Raw genomic sequence first — 16,439 nt, forward strand, 5'->3', positions numbered from 1 at the left:
CTCAGTAGTGAAACGACGCATCGCCGATGGTAGTGTGGGGTTTCCCCATGTGAGAGTAGGTCATCGTCAAGCTTAAATTCCAAACCCCTCATTCGCGCAAGCGAGTGGGGGGTTTGTTTTTGTGCTGAGAAAAGTTGCGTGAGCAGATCAGGCGTCGTATTGCGATATTGCGGTGTTTTATAGCGCCTAATAACCTTCTTTTCTGCGCAGATGCTTTCTATGCAATGACGAAGTGCATCGATATGATGCGTGCCTCTCAGTTGGGCGATCTGCAATGCAAACTTTATTGGCGCTTCTACAGGACGGGCAATTTCAATCGGGTGAGGCTCTCGGGCGTGCACTGGGTGTCAGTCGAGCCGCAGTCTGGAAGCAGTTGCAGGAGCTGGAGTCTGCTTACGGTCTTCGCATTCATAAAGTCCGCGGTCGAGGCTACTGCCTGGAGAGTCCAATCATCCTCCTGAAGCATGACCAGCTACAGAATAACGCTGGCGGCTGGTTGCCGAATGTATTGGAAAGTACTGACTCAACGAACGCCGCAGCTTTCAGGTTGTTAGACGCTGGAAGCAGGCCGCCTTTTTTTGTTGTGTCAGAGCGGCAAACTGCGGGCCGCGGTCGTCGTGGGCGGAAGTGGGTAAGTCCCTTCGCCGAAAACATCTATTACAGTCTTCTACTGCGAGTCGAAGGCGGTGCGGTGCAACTAGACGGTCTTAGCCTTGTGGTCGGGCTAGCCGTATTGAATGCGATGCGCGGCTTGGGTGTTGTTGGAGGCGGCTTGAAATGGCCGAACGATGTCTTGGTCGGCGGGCGGAAAATTGCTGGAATATTGCTGGAGTTATCTGGCGATCCAGCAGACGTGTGTCATGTAGTGATCGGTGTTGGAATCAACGTCAACATGCGTAGCGAAGGCGCAATTGATCAGCCGTGGACCTCTATGCGTTTGGAGACTGGGGTTCTGGTCAATCGCAATGATTTGGTAAACGGCTTGAATGCCCAATTGGATCACTACCTGCGCGTCCATCGGCAAGGCGGTTTCCAGTCGTTTCAGCAGGAGTGGGAGTTGGCGCATCTATGGCAAGGCGAGGATGTTTGTCTTTCAGCCGGCGCTCAAAGTATTGAGGGGCGTGTACTTGGGGTTGACTCAAGGGGTGCGTTGCGGCTTCTGGTGGATGGGGTTGAGCGTCAATACAGTGGTGGTGAGCTAAGTTTGAGGTTGCGTGATGATTCTTGAGCTCGACTGCGGCAATAGCTTTATCAAATGGCGGGTGTTAGACCGGCAGTCAGCGGTTGTTGGCGGGGGCGTGGTTGGCTCGACTGAAGAGTTGCTTGTTGGTCTAGATAAAGTGTCAGGGTTGACGTTGCGCGCTGCAAGAATGGTGAGTGTGCGCAGTGATGACGAGACATCTGCGCTGGCAAATCTCTTGTTCGAGCGATTCGCAGTCACTACGCTCAGGGCTCGGCCGGCGGAAGTCATCGAGGGTGTCACCAATGGCTATGACGATTACCAGCGCTTGGGGTTGGACCGCTGGTTGGCCATCGTGGCGGCGTACCGACTGGCAGGCAAGGCCTGTCTAGTGCTTGATCTTGGTACTGCGGTCACATCGGACTTTGTTGCGGCAGATGGCGCTCATCTTGGCGGCTTTATTTGTCCAGGTGTGCCGCTTATGCGTAATCAACTGCGTACGCATACACGCCGAATTCGCTACGACGATGACGCCGCTGAAAGGGCGTTGCACGACCTTACGCCGGGACGCTCAACCGTTGAGGCGGTCGAGCGTGGATGTTCTCTTATGTTGCGTGGCTTTGTGCAGACTCAGCTTGAGCTGGCGCGAGAGTACTGGGGGGAATCATTCGAAGTGTTTCTCACGGGCGGGGATGCGGGGTCCGTGGAAGAAATTCTGCCTGCTGCACGCGTTATGCCTGATCTGATTTTTATCGGCCTGGCTATCGCATGTCCGTTGCCTTGAGGTTTTTATGCGTTGGTTGTTTCTTCTGCTCCTGGTTCTGAATCTCTTCTATTACGTCTGGCATCAACAGCAGGCACCGCTGCGCGTGAAAGAAATTGCGCCGTTATCCTTGCACCAGGAGGTGCGTCAGGATATTCGCCTGCTGAGCGAGTCGGGTGGCGCGCAGAGTCGCCGCGAGCATCCCGTAGAGGCGGCCGCTGGTGTCTCTGAGGTATGCATGTTTTTGGGCGGCTTTGATCAGGAGGATTCCGCCAAGTTGGTCGAGCAGCGGCTTATCACGCTGGATATCCAATCCCAGGTGAGGGTCGTGGATGCGCCTGCAGGGTTGGATTACTGGGTTTATTTGCCGCCGTTAGCGTCGCGTCAGGCTTCCTTGAGGCAGTTGAAGGAGCTCCAGGCGAGAAAAATTGACAGTTACATCATTACCCAGGGGGATCTTTCGAACGGAATTTCGCTAGGAATGTTTCCACGCAGCGAGTCGGCCGAAAGTGTTATGCAGCGTTTGCGAGAGGTTGGCTATGAGCCGCAAATGCGCGAATTGCCTCGCGCGCACCGCAATTTCTGGGTGCGAATCGCCCCTGAAAGCCGTCGTCTCGCCGATGATGCATTGCTGCAATCCTTGGCTCGGGATTTCAATGGCTTGCAACATCAATTAATGCCGTGCGAAAGCGTTGCATCGCCGAATTAGTTTGAATAGAATGGCGCCCGCTTTGCAGGGTTGCTCTCTGGGTGAGTCTGAAAAGTTGTTGTCGATTGCGCTAACCTCAAGTTTTTTATGAGGAATTGCTTGACAGCAGGGTGGCATGCGAAGAGAATGCCGCCTCACTTTGGAGGGGTTCCCGAGTGGCCAAAGGGATCAGACTGTAAATCTGACACGCGAGTTTCGAAGGTTCGAATCCTTCCCCCTCCACCATATTTAGCGTGAGCTGCAAGCTCCGCGGGTATAGTTCAACGGTAGAACCTCAGCCTTCCAAGCTGATGGTGCGGGTTCGATTCCCGCTACCCGCTCCACGTTTGCGGTTTGTGTATTAAAGAGTTCGCTCTTGTAGCTCAGTTGGTAGAGCACACCCTTGGTAAGGGTGAGGTCAGCGGTTCGAATCCGCTCAAGAGCTCCATTATTAAGAAGGCAGATATGAAGATATCTGCCTTTGTTTTAATGGTCGTGTGGTTCGCGCACTTAATCGATGGGAGACGCTCTGATGGCTAAAGAAAAGTTTGAACGGAACAAACCGCACGTCAACGTTGGCACCATCGGTCACGTTGACCACGGTAAAACCACTCTGACCGCTGCTCTGACCCGTGTTTGCTCCGAAGTTTTCGGTTCGGCTCGCGTTGACTTCGACAAGATCGACAGCGCTCCAGAAGAAAAAGCTCGTGGTATCACCATCAACACCGCTCACGTTGAATACGATTCGGCCGTGCGTCACTACGCACACGTTGACTGCCCAGGTCACGCCGACTACGTAAAAAACATGATCACCGGTGCTGCTCAGATGGACGGCGCTATTCTGGTTTGCTCGGCCGCTGATGGTCCGATGCCGCAAACCCGTGAGCACATCCTGCTGTCCCGTCAGGTAGGCGTTCCTTACATCGTTGTCTTCCTGAACAAGGCTGACATGGTGGACGACGCTGAGCTGCTGGAATTGGTTGAGATGGAAGTTCGCGACCTGCTGAGCACTTACGAGTTCCCAGGCGACGACACTCCGATCATCATCGGTTCGGCTCTGATGGCTCTGAACGGCCAAGACGACAACGAAATGGGCACCAGCGCTGTTAAGAAGCTGGTTGAGACTCTGGATAGCTACATTCCTGAGCCGGTCCGCGTTATCGACAAGCCGTTCCTGATGCCAATCGAAGACGTATTCTCGATCTCGGGTCGCGGTACTGTAGTTACCGGTCGTATCGAGCGCGGTATCGTCAAGGTTCAAGAGCCTCTGGAAATCGTTGGTCTGCGTGACACCACTCAGACTACCTGCACCGGCGTTGAAATGTTCCGCAAGCTGCTCGACGAAGGTCGTGCTGGCGAGAACTGCGGCGTTCTGCTGCGTGGTACTAAGCGTGAAGACGTTGAGCGTGGTCAGGTACTGGCCAAGCCGGGTTCGGTTAAGCCGCACACCAAGTTCGAAGCTGAGGTTTACATCCTGAGCAAAGACGAAGGTGGTCGTCACACGCCGTTCTTCAAAGGCTACCGTCCTCAGTTCTACTTCCGTACTACCGACGTAACTGGTAGCTGCGAACTGCCGGAAGGCGTAGAGATGGTAATGCCAGGCGACAACATCAAGATGGTTGTTACCTTGATCAAGTCGATCGCCATGGAAGATGGTCTGCGTTTCGCGATTCGCGAAGGCGGCCGTACCGTTGGTGCTGGCGTTGTTGCCAAAATCATCGAGTAATCGTTGATAAGTCCCCATCAGGCCGGCATAATGGTCGGCCTGATTTTGTTTTAGGTCAGTAGCTCAATTGGCAGAGCGACGGTCTCCAAAACCGTAGGTTGGGGGTTCGATTCCCTCCTGACCTGCCAGTTTTACCAAGAAGTTAAAACTGGCACGTCTTTCACAGGATCCTCGTAAATGACTGTTAAGGCTGAAGCCAAAGAATCGCGCTTTGATCTGCTCAAGTGGCTTGTTGTTGCTGCTTTGGTGGTGGTTGGCGTGGTTGGCAATCAGTTCTTCTCCGGTGAGCCGATTCTGTACCGTGTCCTGGGTTTGTTGGCGCTGGCAGCTGTTGCTGCATTTGTGGGTTTGCAAACCGCTAAAGGGCAGGCATTTTTCGGGCTCGCTAAAGAAGCTCGGGTTGAAATTCGTAAAGTCGTTTGGCCAACTCGTCAGGAAACCACGCAGACCACGCTCATTGTTGTGGCGGTTGTGCTGGTGATGGCGCTGTTGTTGTGGGGTCTTGACTCCCTGCTAGGCTGGCTTGTTTCCATGATTGTTGGTTAAAGGTGTCCCGTGGCTAAGCGTTGGTACGTTGTGCATGCTTACTCGGGTTACGAGAAGCATGTAATGCGCTCTCTGATCGAGCGCGTCAAGCTGGCCGGCATGGAAGATGGGTTCGGCGAGATTCTGGTCCCCACTGAAGAAGTGGTTGAGATGCGTAATGGCCAGAAGCGCAAAAGTGAACGCAAGTTCTTCCCCGGTTATGTTCTGGTGCAGATGGACATGAACGAAGGCACTTGGCACTTGGTCAAGGATACGCCTCGCGTCATGGGTTTTATCGGTGGTACTGCCGATAAGCCTGCACCAATCACTGATAAAGAGGCTGATGCAATTCTGCGTCGTGTTGCTGATGGTAGCGACAAGCCGAAGCCGAAAACCCTGTTCGAGCCAGGTGAGATGGTCCGCGTAATCGACGGTCCGTTTGCTGACTTCAGCGGTGTTGTCGAAGAAGTGAACTATGAAAAAAGCCGGATTCAAGTGGCTGTGACCATTTTTGGTCGCTCTACCCCGGTTGAGCTGGAGTTTAGTCAGGTCGAAAAGGCATAACTGACAAAGCATCCCGTACCCCGCAGCCTCAGGCTGCGGGGTTTTGTCGTCACTGGGATAAACACGTAAGTAACCCGGGGAGCCGCAAGGCGTTAGAACCCGAATTGGAGTAGCTAATGGCTAAGAAAATCACGGCTTATATCAAGCTGCAAGTAAAGGCTGCACAAGCTAACCCGAGCCCACCCGTTGGTCCGGCTCTTGGTCAGCATGGTGTGAACATCATGGAATTCTGCAAGGCGTTCAACGCCAAGACTCAGGGCATGGAACCTGGTCTGCCGACTCCAGTGATCATCACTGTATATAGCGACCGTAGCTTCACTTTTGAAACCAAAAGCACCCCTGCTTCGGTTCTGCTGAAGAAGGCTGCTGGTCTGACTAGCGGTTCGGCTCGTCCGAACAGCGTCAAGGTTGGCACCGTTACCCGTGCTCAGCTCGAAGAGATCGCCAAAACCAAACAGGCTGATCTGACCGCTGCTGATATGGATGCAGCCGTGCGTACTATCGCCGGTTCTGCTCGCAGCATGGGCCTCAACGTGGAGGGTGTGTAATGGCTAAGTTGACCAAACGCCAAAAGGCTATCGCCGAGAAAATCGTCGCTGGTAAGTCTTACGGTTTTGAAGAAGCGGCCACCCTGCTGGGCGAGCTGTCGAAAGTTAAGTTCACCGAGTCGTTCGACATCGCTGTGAACCTGGGCGTTGACCCACGTAAATCCGACCAGGTCGTACGTAGCGCTACCGTTCTGCCGCACGGCACTGGTAAAACCGTACGCGTTGCCGTGTTCACCCAGGGTCCGGCTGCTGAAGCTGCTCTGGCTGCCGGCGCTGATCGCGTTGGTATGGACGAACTGGCTGCTGAAATGAAAGCGGGCGAGCTGAACTACGACGTAGTTATCGCTTCCCCGGACGCCATGCGCGTTGTCGGCCAGCTGGGTCAGATCCTCGGTCCACGTGGCCTGATGCCTAACCCGAAAGTCGGTACCGTAACCCCAGACGTAGCCACTGCCGTGAAGAACGCCAAGGCTGGTCAGGTTCGTTATCGCACCGACAAAAACGGCATCATTCACACTTCCGTCGGCAAAGTTGGCTTCGACGCCATCAAGCTGAAGGAAAACGTTGAAGCCCTGATCGCTGATCTCAAGCGCATCAAGCCCGCTTCCTCGAAAGGTATCTACGTTAAGCGCGTCACCCTGAGCACCACTATGGGCCCAGGTCTGGTTATCGATCAGGGCTCGCTGAACGCGTAAGACAAATCATCCGGAGCAAGCGATTGCTCCGGTTGTTGAAAGATTGGGGTCCCTGCCTGGCGGGGGCTATCCAAGACCGTAGGCGACGCAAGTCTTAAACCACAAGCCTACGCAGATGGTGCTCCCGGTTCCTTATGGAATCTGACACCAAACGACATCCGGCTTCGGTTGGATGAAACGTAACAAGCAGGAGTTAACCCGTGGCAATTAAACTCGAAGACAAGAAGGCCATCGTCGCTGAAGTCAACGAGGCTGCCAAAGTCGCTCTGTCCGCTGTCGTGGCTGATGCCCGTGGTGTGACAGTAGGCGCAATGACCGGACTCCGTAAAGAGGCTCGTGAAGCTGGCGTTTACGTACGTGTTGTACGTAACACCCTGCTCAAGCGCGCTGTTGCCGGCACTCAATATGACGTGCTCAACGACGTGTTCACTGGCCCGACCCTGGTCGCATTCTCGAACGAACATCCTGGCGCTGCTGCCCGTTTGTTCAAAGAGTTCGCCAAAGGTCAGGATAAGTTCGAGATCAAGGCAGCTGCGTTCGAGGGCAAGTTCCTCGCAGCTAATCAGATCGACGTACTGGCAAGCCTGCCGACCCGTGACGAAGCAATTTCTCAGCTGATGAGCGTGATTCAGGGCGCAACCAGCAAATTGGCTCGTACTCTGGCGGCCCTTCGCGACCAGAAAGAAGCTGCCGCAGCCTGAGGCTGAGCATCTCCTTTCGCGTTTATTGTTTATTTCGATGGCCGCGTAGGCTGTCACCCCAATACAGGAATTAGAGTCATGGCTCTGTCTAATCAAGAAATCATCGACGCAATCGGCGAGAAATCCGTTCTGGAAATCGTTGAGCTGATCAAAGCAATGGAAGAGAAGTTCGGCGTTAGCGCTGCAGCTGCTTCCGCTGGCCCAGCTGCTGGCCCAGCTGCTGTTGTTGAAGAACAAACCGAATTCAACGTTATCCTCACCGAAGCTGGCGAGAAGAAAGTTAACGTGATCAAGGTTGTTCGTGAACTGACCGGTCTGGGTCTGAAAGAAGCTAAAGCCGTTGTTGACAGCGCTCCTGGCGTTGTTAAAGAAGGCGTGTCGAAAGACGAAGCTGAAGCTGCTAAGAAAGCCCTGGAAGAAGCAGGCGCCAAAGTCGAGCTCAAGTAAGCGACGACCTTGCGTCTACAGCCCAAGCGTTGAGCGAAAGGCTGATGGCTGGTGGCTTTTGCCACCGGCCTTTTTCCGTTATAGGCCGACCTCGAGGTTGGCCTGTAGCTGAAGCAGTAACCGCCCCGAGGGGTGGCGCAAACCGAGAGTTTGCAAGATTTTCTGGCTGCTCCCGTCGGGAGGAGCCAAATAAGCAGGTGACCAAGCTGGGGAACGCTGATGGCTTACTCATATACTGAGAAAAAACGTATCCGCAAGGACTTTAGCAAGTTGCCGGATGTCATGGATGTGCCTTATCTCCTGGCCATCCAGCTGGATTCGTATCGCGAATTCCTGCAGGCGGGAGCTACAAAGGATCAGTTCCGCGACATCGGCCTGCATGCGGCCTTCAAGTCCGTTTTCCCGATTATCAGCTATTCCGGCAATGCTGCTCTGGAATATGTCGGTTATCGCCTGGGCGAACCGGCATTTGACGTGAAAGAGTGCGTGCTGCGTGGCGTGACATTCGCCGTGCCGCTGCGGGTAAAAGTCCGTTTGATCATTTTCGATAAGGAATCGTCGAACAAAGCGATCAAGGACATCAAAGAGCAAGAAGTTTACATGGGGGAAATCCCCCTGATGACCGAGAACGGTACCTTCGTTATCAACGGTACCGAGCGCGTCATCGTGTCCCAGCTGCACCGTTCCCCAGGTGTGTTCTTCGACCACGACCGTGGCAAGACTCACAGCTCGGGCAAGCTGCTGTACTCCGCGCGCATCATTCCTTACCGCGGTTCGTGGTTGGACTTCGAGTTCGACCCGAAAGACGCTGTATTCGTACGTATCGACCGTCGTCGCAAACTGCCGGCGTCCGTACTGTTGCGCGCGCTGGGCTACACCACTGAGCAAGTGCTCGATGCGTTCTATGCGACCAACGTGTTCCACGTACAGGGTGAGAATCTCAGCCTGGAACTGGTACCGCAGCGTCTGCGTGGCGAAATTGCTGTTCTCGACATCAAGGACGAGAAGGGCAAGGTTATCGTTGAGCAAGGCCGCCGTATTACCGCGCGCCACATCAACCAGCTGGACAAGTCCGGGATCAAGACCCTGGAAGTGCCGCTGGACTACGTGATCGGTCGCACTACTGCGAAAGCCATCATGCACCCGGCCACCGGCGAAATCATCGCTGAATGCAACACCGAGCTGAACACCGAGATCCTGGCAAAAATCGCCAAGGCTCAGGTCGTACGTATCGAAACGTTGTACACCAACGACATCGACTGCGGTCCGTTCATCTCCGACACCCTGAAAATCGACGGCACTACCAATCAATTGGAAGCGCTGGTCGAGATCTATCGCATGATGCGTCCAGGCGAGCCACCTACCAAGGATGCTGCCGAGACCCTGTTCAACAACCTGTTCTTCAGCGCCGAGCGCTACGACCTGTCCGCTGTAGGTCGCATGAAGTTCAACCGTCGTATCGGTCGCACCGAGATCGAAGGTTCGGGCGTGTTGAGCAAGGAAGACATCGTCGAAGTTCTCAAGACCCTGGTCGACATCCGTAACGGCAAAGGCATCGTCGATGACATCGACCACCTGGGTAACCGTCGCGTACGTTGTGTCGGCGAGATGGCCGAGAACCAGTTCCGCGTTGGCCTGGTGCGTGTAGAGCGTGCGGTCAAAGAGCGTCTGTCTATGGCTGAAAGCGAAGGCCTGATGCCGCAAGACCTGATCAATGCCAAGCCTGTGGCTGCGGCGGTGAAAGAGTTCTTCGGTTCCAGCCAGCTCTCGCAGTTCATGGACCAGAACAACCCGCTGTCCGAGATCACCCACAAGCGCCGCGTTTCTGCACTCGGCCCAGGTGGTTTGACCCGTGAGCGTGCTGGCTTCGAAGTTCGTGACGTACACCCGACGCACTACGGTCGTGTATGCCCGATCGAAACGCCGGAAGGTCCGAACATCGGTCTGATCAACTCCCTAGCAGCCTATGCCCGCACCAACCAGTACGGCTTCCTGGAAAGCCCGTACCGTGTGGTGAAGGACACTCTGGTTACTGACGAAATCGTGTTCCTCTCGGCTATCGAAGAGGCAGACCACGTGATCGCTCAGGCATCGGCAACGATGAACCAGAAAGGTCAGCTGGTCGACGAACTGGTAGCTGTTCGTCACTTGAACGAGTTCACCGTCAAGGTGCCGGAAGACGTCACGCTGATGGACGTTTCGCCGAAGCAGGTTGTGTCCGTCGCCGCTTCGCTGATTCCGTTCCTCGAGCACGACGACGCCAACCGTGCGTTGATGGGTTCGAACATGCAGCGTCAGGCTGTTCCGACTCTGCGTTCGGACAAGCCGCTGGTTGGTACCGGCATGGAGCGCAACGTTGCGCGCGACTCCGGCGTTTGCGTCGTGGCTCGTCGTGGCGGTGTGATCGACTCTGTCGACGCCAGCCGTATCGTGGTTCGTGTTGCTGATGACGAAGTTGAAACTGGCGAAGCCGGTGTCGACATCTACAACCTGACCAAATACACCCGCTCCAACCAGAACACCTGCATCAACCAGCGTCCGCTGGTGAGCAAAGGTGACAAGGTTGAGCGCAGCGACATCCTGGCTGATGGTCCGTCCACCGATATGGGTGAGCTGGCTCTGGGTCAGAACATGCGCATCGCGTTCATGGCCTGGAACGGTTACAACTTCGAAGACTCCATCCTCCTGTCGGAGCGTGTGGTTCAAGAAGACCGCTTCACCACGATCCACATTCAGGAACTGACCTGTGTGGCGCGTGACACCAAGCTTGGGCCAGAAGAGATCACTTCGGACATCCCGAACGTGGGCGAAGCTGCGCTGAACAAGCTGGACGAGGCCGGTATCGTTTACGTAGGTGCTGAAGTTGGCGCTGGCGACATCCTGGTGGGCAAGGTCACTCCGAAAGGCGAGACTCAACTGACCCCCGAAGAGAAGTTGCTGCGTGCGATCTTCGGTGAAAAGGCTTCCGACGTTAAAGACACGTCCCTGCGCGTACCTACCGGTACCAAAGGTACTGTTATCGACGTACAGGTCTTCACCCGTGACGGCGTTGAGCGTGACGCTCGTGCGCTGTCGATCGAGAAGATGCAGCTCGACGAGATCCGCAAGGACCTCAACGAGGAGTTCCGCATTGTTGAAGGTGCAACCTTCGAACGTCTGCGTTCCGCCCTGGTTGGCAAGAAAGCCGAAGGCGGTGCCGGCCTGAAGAAAGGCGCCGAGATCACCGACGAGTTCCTCGACGGCCTTGAGCGCGGTCAGTGGTTCAAACTGCGTATGGCTGAAGATGCTCTGAACGAGCAGCTTGAAAAAGCGCAGGCCTACATCGTTGATCGCCGTCAGCTGCTGGACGACAAGTTCGAAGACAAGAAGCGCAAACTGCAGCAAGGCGATGACCTGGCTCCAGGCGTGCTGAAGATCGTCAAGGTGTACCTGGCAATCCGTCGTCGCATCCAGCCGGGCGACAAGATGGCCGGTCGTCACGGTAACAAGGGTGTGGTCTCCGTGATCATGCCGGTTGAAGACATGCCGCACGATGCCTATGGCACCCCGGTCGACATCGTTCTCAACCCGTTGGGCGTACCTTCGCGTATGAACGTTGGTCAGATCCTTGAAACCCACCTGGGCCTCGCGGCCAAAGGTCTGGGCGAGAAGATCAACCGTATGCTCGAAGAGCAGCGCAAGGTAGCTGAGCTGCGTAAGTTCCTGCACCAGATCTACAACGAGATCGGTGGCCGTCAAGAAACTCTGGCAGACCTGTCTGACCAAGAGATTCTTGACCTGGCGAAGAACCTGCGTGGCGGCGTGCCGATGGCAACTCCGGTATTCGATGGTGCCAAGGAAAGCGAAATCAAGGCCATGCTGAAACTGGCGGATCTGCCAGAAAGCGGCCAGATGCAGCTGTTCGATGGCCGTACCGGCAACCAGTTCGAGCGTCGTGTGACCGTTGGCTACATGTACATGCTGAAACTGAACCACCTGGTGGACGACAAGATGCACGCTCGTTCTACCGGTTCCTACAGCCTGGTTACTCAGCAGCCGCTGGGTGGTAAGGCGCAGTTCGGTGGTCAGCGCTTCGGGGAGATGGAAGTTTGGGCGTTGGAAGCATACGGCGCCGCGTACACCCTGCAAGAAATGCTGACCGTTAAGTCGGATGACGTGAACGGCCGTACCAAGATGTACAAAAACATCGTGGACGGTGATCACCGCATGGAGCCGGGCATGCCCGAGTCCTTCAACGTGTTGATCAAAGAAATCCGTTCGCTCGGTATCGATATCGATCTGGAAACCGAATAACACGAAGCGCAATGGGAGCGGGGCTGTAGAGCCCGCTCCTTGCTCCGCCAGGAGGAAAGGCCTTGAAAGACCTACTGAATTTGCTGAAAAACCAGGGTCAAGTCGAAGAGTTCGATGCCATCCGTATTGGGTTGGCCTCGCCAGAGATGATCCGTTCGTGGTCCTTCGGTGAAGTTAAAAAGCCGGAAACCATCAACTACCGTACGTTCAAACCTGAGCGTGACGGTCTGTTCTGCGCCAAGATCTTTGGCCCAGTAAAAGACTACGAGTGCCTGTGCGGTAAGTACAAGCGCCTGAAGCACCGCGGCGTGATCTGCGAGAAGTGCGGCGTTGAAGTTGCGCTGGCCAAGGTTCGTCGTGAGCGCATGGCGCACATCGAACTGGCTTCGCCGGTTGCCCACATCTGGTTCCTGAAGTCGCTGCCGTCCCGTATCGGCCTGCTGCTGGACATGACCCTGCGTGATATCGAACGCGTTCTCTATTTCGAGAGCTATGTCGTTATCGATCCAGGCATGACCACTCTGGAAAAAGGTCAGCTGCTGAACGACGAGCAATATTTCGAAGCCATCGAAGAGTTCGGTGACGACTTTGACGCCCGTATGGGTGCCGAGGCTGTTCGCGAGCTGCTGACCGCTATCGATCTGGAGCACGAAATCGGCCGCCTGCGCGAAGAGATTCCGCAGACCAACTCCGAAACCAAGATCAAGAAGCTGTCCAAGCGTCTGAAGTTGATGGAAGCCTTCCAGGGTTCCGGCAACCACCCAGAGTGGATGGTGCTGACCGTTCTGCCGGTTCTGCCGCCAGATCTGCGTCCGTTGGTGCCGTTGGATGGTGGTCGTTTCGCGACTTCCGACCTCAACGATCTGTATCGTCGAGTGATCAACCGTAACAACCGTCTGAAGCGCCTGCTCGATCTGTCCGCACCGGACATCATCGTGCGCAACGAAAAGCGCATGCTGCAGGAAGCGGTTGACGCCTTGCTCGACAACGGCCGTCGCGGTCGTGCCATCACTGGCTCGAACAAGCGTCCGCTGAAATCCTTGGCCGACATGATCAAGGGTAAGCAAGGTCGTTTCCGTCAGAACTTGCTCGGTAAGCGCGTGGACTACTCCGGTCGTTCCGTTATTACCGTGGGCCCGACTCTGCGTCTGCATCAGTGCGGTCTGCCGAAAAAGATGGCCCTCGAGCTGTTCAAACCGTTCATCTTCGGCAAGTTGGAAATGCGTGGTCTGGCCACCACCATCAAAGCCGCGAAGAAAATGGTTGAGCGGGAGTTGCCAGAAGTTTGGGACGTTCTCGCTGAAGTGATTCGCGAACACCCCGTGCTCCTCAACCGTGCACCGACCCTTCACCGTTTGGGTATCCAGGCATTTGAACCGGTTCTGATCGAAGGTAAAGCCATTCAGCTGCACCCACTGGTCTGCGCCGCGTACAACGCCGACTTCGACGGCGACCAAATGGCCGTGCACGTACCGCTGACACTGGAAGCCCAGTTGGAAGCGCGCGCGTTGATGATGTCGACCAACAATATTCTGTCGCCAGCCAACGGTGAGCCAATCATCGTTCCGTCGCAGGACGTTGTACTGGGTCTGTATTACATGACCCGTGAAGCGATCAACGCCAAAGGCGAAGGTCGTGTGTTTGCCGATCTGCAGGAAGTCGACCGCGTATTCCGCGCCGGCGAAGCAGCACTGCACGCCAAAGTTAAGGTGCGTATCAACGAGGTCATCAAAGACCGCGATGGCAGCATCACCAAGAACACTCGCATCGTCGACACCACCGTCGGCCGCGCGTTGCTGTTCCAGGTTGTTCCGGCAGGCCTGGCGTATGACGTTGTCAACCAGCCGATGAAGAAGAAGGCGATCTCCAAGCTGATCAACCAGTGCTACCGCACCGTTGGCTTGAAAGACACTGTGATCTTCGCTGACCAACTGATGTACACCGGTTTCGCCTACTCGACTATCTCCGGCGTTTCCATCGGCGTGAATGACTTCGTCATCCCTGATGAAAAAGCTCGCATCATTGATGCAGCGACCGAAGAAGTTAAGGAAATCGAAAGCCAGTACGCCTCCGGCCTGGTAACCCAGGGCGAGAAGTACAACAAGGTGATCGACCTCTGGTCCAAGGCCAACGACGAAGTGTCGAAGGCGATGATGGCGAACCTCTCGAAAGAGAAAGTGATCGACCGTCATGGCAAAGAAGTTGACCAGGAGTCCTTCAACTCCATGTACATGATGGCTGACTCCGGTGCTCGGGGTTCGGCAGCTCAGATTCGCCAGTTGGCCGGTATGCGTGGTCTGATGGCCAAGCCGGACGGCTCGATCATCGAGACGCCGATCACCGCGAACTTCCGCGAAGGTCTGAGCGTACTGCAGTACTTCATCTCTACTCACGGTGCTCGTAAGGGTCTCGCGGATACCGCGTTGAAAACGGCGAACTCCGGTTACCTGACTCGTCGTCTGGTAGACGTGGCGCAAGACTTGGTAGTTACCGAGATCGACTGCGGCACTGAACACGGCCTGCTGATGACTCCGCACATTGAAGGCGGTGACGTGGTTGAGCCGCTGGGTGAGCGCGTTCTGGGTCGAGTCATTGCCCGCGACGTATTCAAGCCAGGTACCGAAGACATCATCGTGCCGGCTGGCACCCTGGTGGACGAGCAGTGGGTTGAATTCATCGAGCTGAACAGCATCGACGAAGTGATTGTGCGTTCGCCAATCAGCTGCGAAACCCGTTATGGCATCTGCGCCAAGTGCTACGGCCGCGATCTGGCCCGTGGTCACCAGGTGAATATCGGTGAAGCTGTCGGCGTTATCGCTGCTCAGTCGATCGGTGAGCCGGGTACCCAGCTGACCATGCGTACGTTCCACATCGGTGGTGCGGCAAGCCGGACCTCGGCTGCCGACAGCGTTCAGGTCAAGAACGGCGGCACTATCCGCCTGCATAACCTGAAACACGTTGAGCGTGCTGATGGCAACCTGGTTGCAGTATCGCGTTCCGGCGAGTTGGCCGTAGCCGACGAGTTCGGTCGTGAGCGTGAGCGTTACAAGCTGCCTTACGGTGCTGTTATTTCCGTCAAGGAAGGCGACAAAGTGGATGCCGGCGCTATCGTCGCCAAGTGGGATCCGCACACCCACCCGATCGTTACCGAAATGAAAGGTACCGTGACGTACGTGGGCATGGAAGAAGGCATCACCATCAAGCGTCAGACTGACGAATTGACTGGTTTGACCAACATTGAAGTTCTGGATCCGAAAGACCGTCCAGCTGCCGGCAAAGACATCCGTCCTGCCGTGAAGATGGTTGGCGTAGATGGCAAAGACTTGCTGTTGCCAGGTACCGACGTACCGGCTCAGTACTTCCTGCCAGCGAACGCCCTGGTCGGTGTAGCGGATGGTGCGCAAGTGGGCGTGGGTGATGTTATCGCTCGTATCCCGCAAGAAACTTCGAAAACTCGCGACATCACCGGTGGTCTGCCGCGCGTTGCCGACCTGTTCGAAGCGCGTCGTCCGAAAGAAGCCTCGATCCTGGCTGAAGTCAGCGGCACCATCGCGTTCGGTAAAGAAACCAAAGGCAAGCGCCGTCTGGTCATCACCCCGAACGACGGTAGCGATCCGTACGAAGAGCTGATTCCGAAGTGGCGTCACCTGAACGTCTTCGAAGGCGAACAAGTGAACCGCGGCGAGGTTATCTCCGACGGTCCTAGCGATCCGCACGACATCCTGCGTCTGCTGGGTGTGAGCGCGCTGGCCAAGTACATCGTCAACGAGATCCAGGACGTTTACCGCCTGCAGGGCGTGAAGATCAACGATAAGCACATCGAGACCATCCTGCGTCAGATGCTGCGTAAAGTTGAGATCACCGAATCTGGCGATTCCAGCTTCATCAAGGGCGACCAGATGGAACTGACTCACGTACTGGGCGAGAACGAGCGTCTGAGCACGGAGGACAAGTTCATCTCTAAGTTCGACCGCGTTCTGTTGGGTATCACCAAGGCGTCGCTGTCCACCGAATCGTTCATCTCCGCGGCTTCCTTCCAGGAAACCACCCGCGTCCTCACTGAGGCAGCGGTTACTGGCAAGCGTGACTTCCTGCGCGGCCTGAAAGAGAACGTGGTGGTCGGTCGTCTGATTCCGGCCGGTACGGGTCTGGCTTATCACAGCGAGCGCAAGCGTCGTCGTGATGCCGGCAAGCCGGTTCAAGTGAGCGCCAGCGAAGCTGAAGCTCAACTGTCGGAAGCATTGAACAACCTGTAATTAGTACGGGTTGCCAATCGAGTCGGGGCCCGGTGAAGCGTAAGCGTCACCGG

Annotated in this window: 12 protein-coding genes and 4 tRNA genes; all 16 read left to right on the forward strand. The window is 55.7% G+C overall.

Annotated features, from left to right (window positions below):
* The first annotated feature begins 274 nt into the window (after positions 1-274).
* On the forward strand, positions 275-1,228 hold the full coding sequence (gene birA / locus PKE98_RS14615; RefSeq protein WP_271196041.1) for a bifunctional biotin--[acetyl-CoA-carboxylase] ligase/biotin operon repressor BirA: 954 nt from the start codon (positions 275-277) through the stop codon (positions 1,226-1,228).
* Positions 1,218-1,964: a pantothenate kinase gene (locus PKE98_RS14620; protein ID WP_271196042.1), complete on the forward strand. Its 747-nt coding sequence runs from the start codon at positions 1,218-1,220 to the stop codon at positions 1,962-1,964. The genes birA and PKE98_RS14620 overlap by 11 nt, the downstream gene beginning before the upstream one ends.
* A 7-nt stretch (positions 1,965-1,971) precedes the next feature.
* Positions 1,972-2,652 (forward strand): SPOR domain-containing protein, encoded by a 681-nt coding sequence (locus tag PKE98_RS14625; protein WP_271196043.1) that lies wholly within the window; start codon positions 1,972-1,974, stop codon positions 2,650-2,652.
* A gap of 141 nt (positions 2,653-2,793) precedes the next feature.
* Positions 2,794-2,877 (forward strand) — tRNA-Tyr (locus PKE98_RS14630).
* Positions 2,878-2,901: 24 nt separating this feature from the next.
* Positions 2,902-2,975 (forward strand) — tRNA-Gly (locus PKE98_RS14635).
* Between the two features lie 28 nt (positions 2,976-3,003).
* Positions 3,004-3,079, forward strand: a tRNA-Thr gene (locus PKE98_RS14640).
* 84 nt (positions 3,080-3,163) lie between these two features.
* Positions 3,164-4,357 carry an elongation factor Tu gene (gene tuf, locus PKE98_RS14645; RefSeq protein WP_122453844.1) on the forward strand — a complete coding sequence of 398 codons (1,194 nt, stop codon included), beginning with the start codon at positions 3,164-3,166 and terminating at the stop codon, positions 4,355-4,357.
* Positions 4,358-4,409: 52 nt separating this feature from the next.
* Positions 4,410-4,485 (forward strand) — tRNA-Trp (locus tag PKE98_RS14650).
* 49 nt (positions 4,486-4,534) lie between these two features.
* Complete coding sequence (gene secE, locus PKE98_RS14655; protein WP_271196044.1) at positions 4,535-4,903, forward strand: preprotein translocase subunit SecE; 369 nt, start codon at positions 4,535-4,537, stop codon at positions 4,901-4,903.
* A 9-nt stretch (positions 4,904-4,912) separates the two neighbouring features.
* A complete protein-coding gene (gene nusG / locus PKE98_RS14660; RefSeq protein ID WP_108096543.1) occupies positions 4,913-5,446 on the forward strand; it encodes a transcription termination/antitermination protein NusG in 534 nt (177 codons plus the stop codon).
* Between the two features lie 116 nt (positions 5,447-5,562).
* Positions 5,563-5,994: a 50S ribosomal protein L11 gene (gene rplK, locus PKE98_RS14665; RefSeq protein ID WP_108096542.1), complete on the forward strand. Its 432-nt coding sequence runs from the start codon at positions 5,563-5,565 to the stop codon at positions 5,992-5,994.
* Positions 5,994-6,689, forward strand: a complete 696-nt coding sequence (rplA, locus tag PKE98_RS14670) for a 50S ribosomal protein L1 (RefSeq protein ID WP_271196045.1) — start codon at positions 5,994-5,996, stop codon at positions 6,687-6,689. The genes rplK and rplA overlap by 1 nt, the downstream gene beginning before the upstream one ends.
* A 200-nt stretch (positions 6,690-6,889) precedes the next feature.
* Positions 6,890-7,390: a 50S ribosomal protein L10 gene (rplJ, locus tag PKE98_RS14675; protein WP_108096540.1), complete on the forward strand. Its 501-nt coding sequence runs from the start codon at positions 6,890-6,892 to the stop codon at positions 7,388-7,390.
* A gap of 78 nt (positions 7,391-7,468) precedes the next feature.
* Positions 7,469-7,837 carry a 50S ribosomal protein L7/L12 gene (gene rplL / locus PKE98_RS14680; protein WP_271196046.1) on the forward strand — a complete coding sequence of 123 codons (369 nt, stop codon included), beginning with the start codon at positions 7,469-7,471 and terminating at the stop codon, positions 7,835-7,837.
* Between the two features lie 219 nt (positions 7,838-8,056).
* Positions 8,057-12,130: a DNA-directed RNA polymerase subunit beta gene (rpoB, locus tag PKE98_RS14685; protein WP_271196047.1), complete on the forward strand. Its 4,074-nt coding sequence runs from the start codon at positions 8,057-8,059 to the stop codon at positions 12,128-12,130.
* A gap of 62 nt (positions 12,131-12,192) precedes the next feature.
* On the forward strand, positions 12,193-16,386 hold the full coding sequence (gene rpoC, locus PKE98_RS14690) for a DNA-directed RNA polymerase subunit beta' (protein ID WP_108096537.1): 4,194 nt from the start codon (positions 12,193-12,195) through the stop codon (positions 16,384-16,386).
* Positions 16,387-16,439 lie beyond the last annotated feature (53 nt).

Origin of the sequence: Pseudomonas turukhanskensis, from assembly GCF_027922365.1 — a bacterium.
Classification (GTDB): domain Bacteria; phylum Pseudomonadota; class Gammaproteobacteria; order Pseudomonadales; family Pseudomonadaceae; genus Aquipseudomonas; species Aquipseudomonas turukhanskensis.

Coding starts and splice junctions, on each gene's coding strand:
- birA (WP_271196041.1), top strand. CDS start 275: ATGCAAACTTTATTGGCGCTTCTACAGGACGGGCAATTTCAATCGGGT.
- PKE98_RS14620 (WP_271196042.1), top strand. CDS start 1,218: ATGATTCTTGAGCTCGACTGCGGCAATAGCTTTATCAAATGGCGGGTG.
- PKE98_RS14625 (WP_271196043.1), top strand. CDS start 1,972: ATGCGTTGGTTGTTTCTTCTGCTCCTGGTTCTGAATCTCTTCTATTAC.
- tuf (WP_122453844.1), top strand. CDS start 3,164: ATGGCTAAAGAAAAGTTTGAACGGAACAAACCGCACGTCAACGTTGGC.
- secE (WP_271196044.1), top strand. CDS start 4,535: ATGACTGTTAAGGCTGAAGCCAAAGAATCGCGCTTTGATCTGCTCAAG.
- rplK (WP_108096542.1), top strand. CDS start 5,563: ATGGCTAAGAAAATCACGGCTTATATCAAGCTGCAAGTAAAGGCTGCA.
- rplA (WP_271196045.1), top strand. CDS start 5,994: ATGGCTAAGTTGACCAAACGCCAAAAGGCTATCGCCGAGAAAATCGTC.
- rplL (WP_271196046.1), top strand. CDS start 7,469: ATGGCTCTGTCTAATCAAGAAATCATCGACGCAATCGGCGAGAAATCC.
- rpoB (WP_271196047.1), top strand. CDS start 8,057: ATGGCTTACTCATATACTGAGAAAAAACGTATCCGCAAGGACTTTAGC.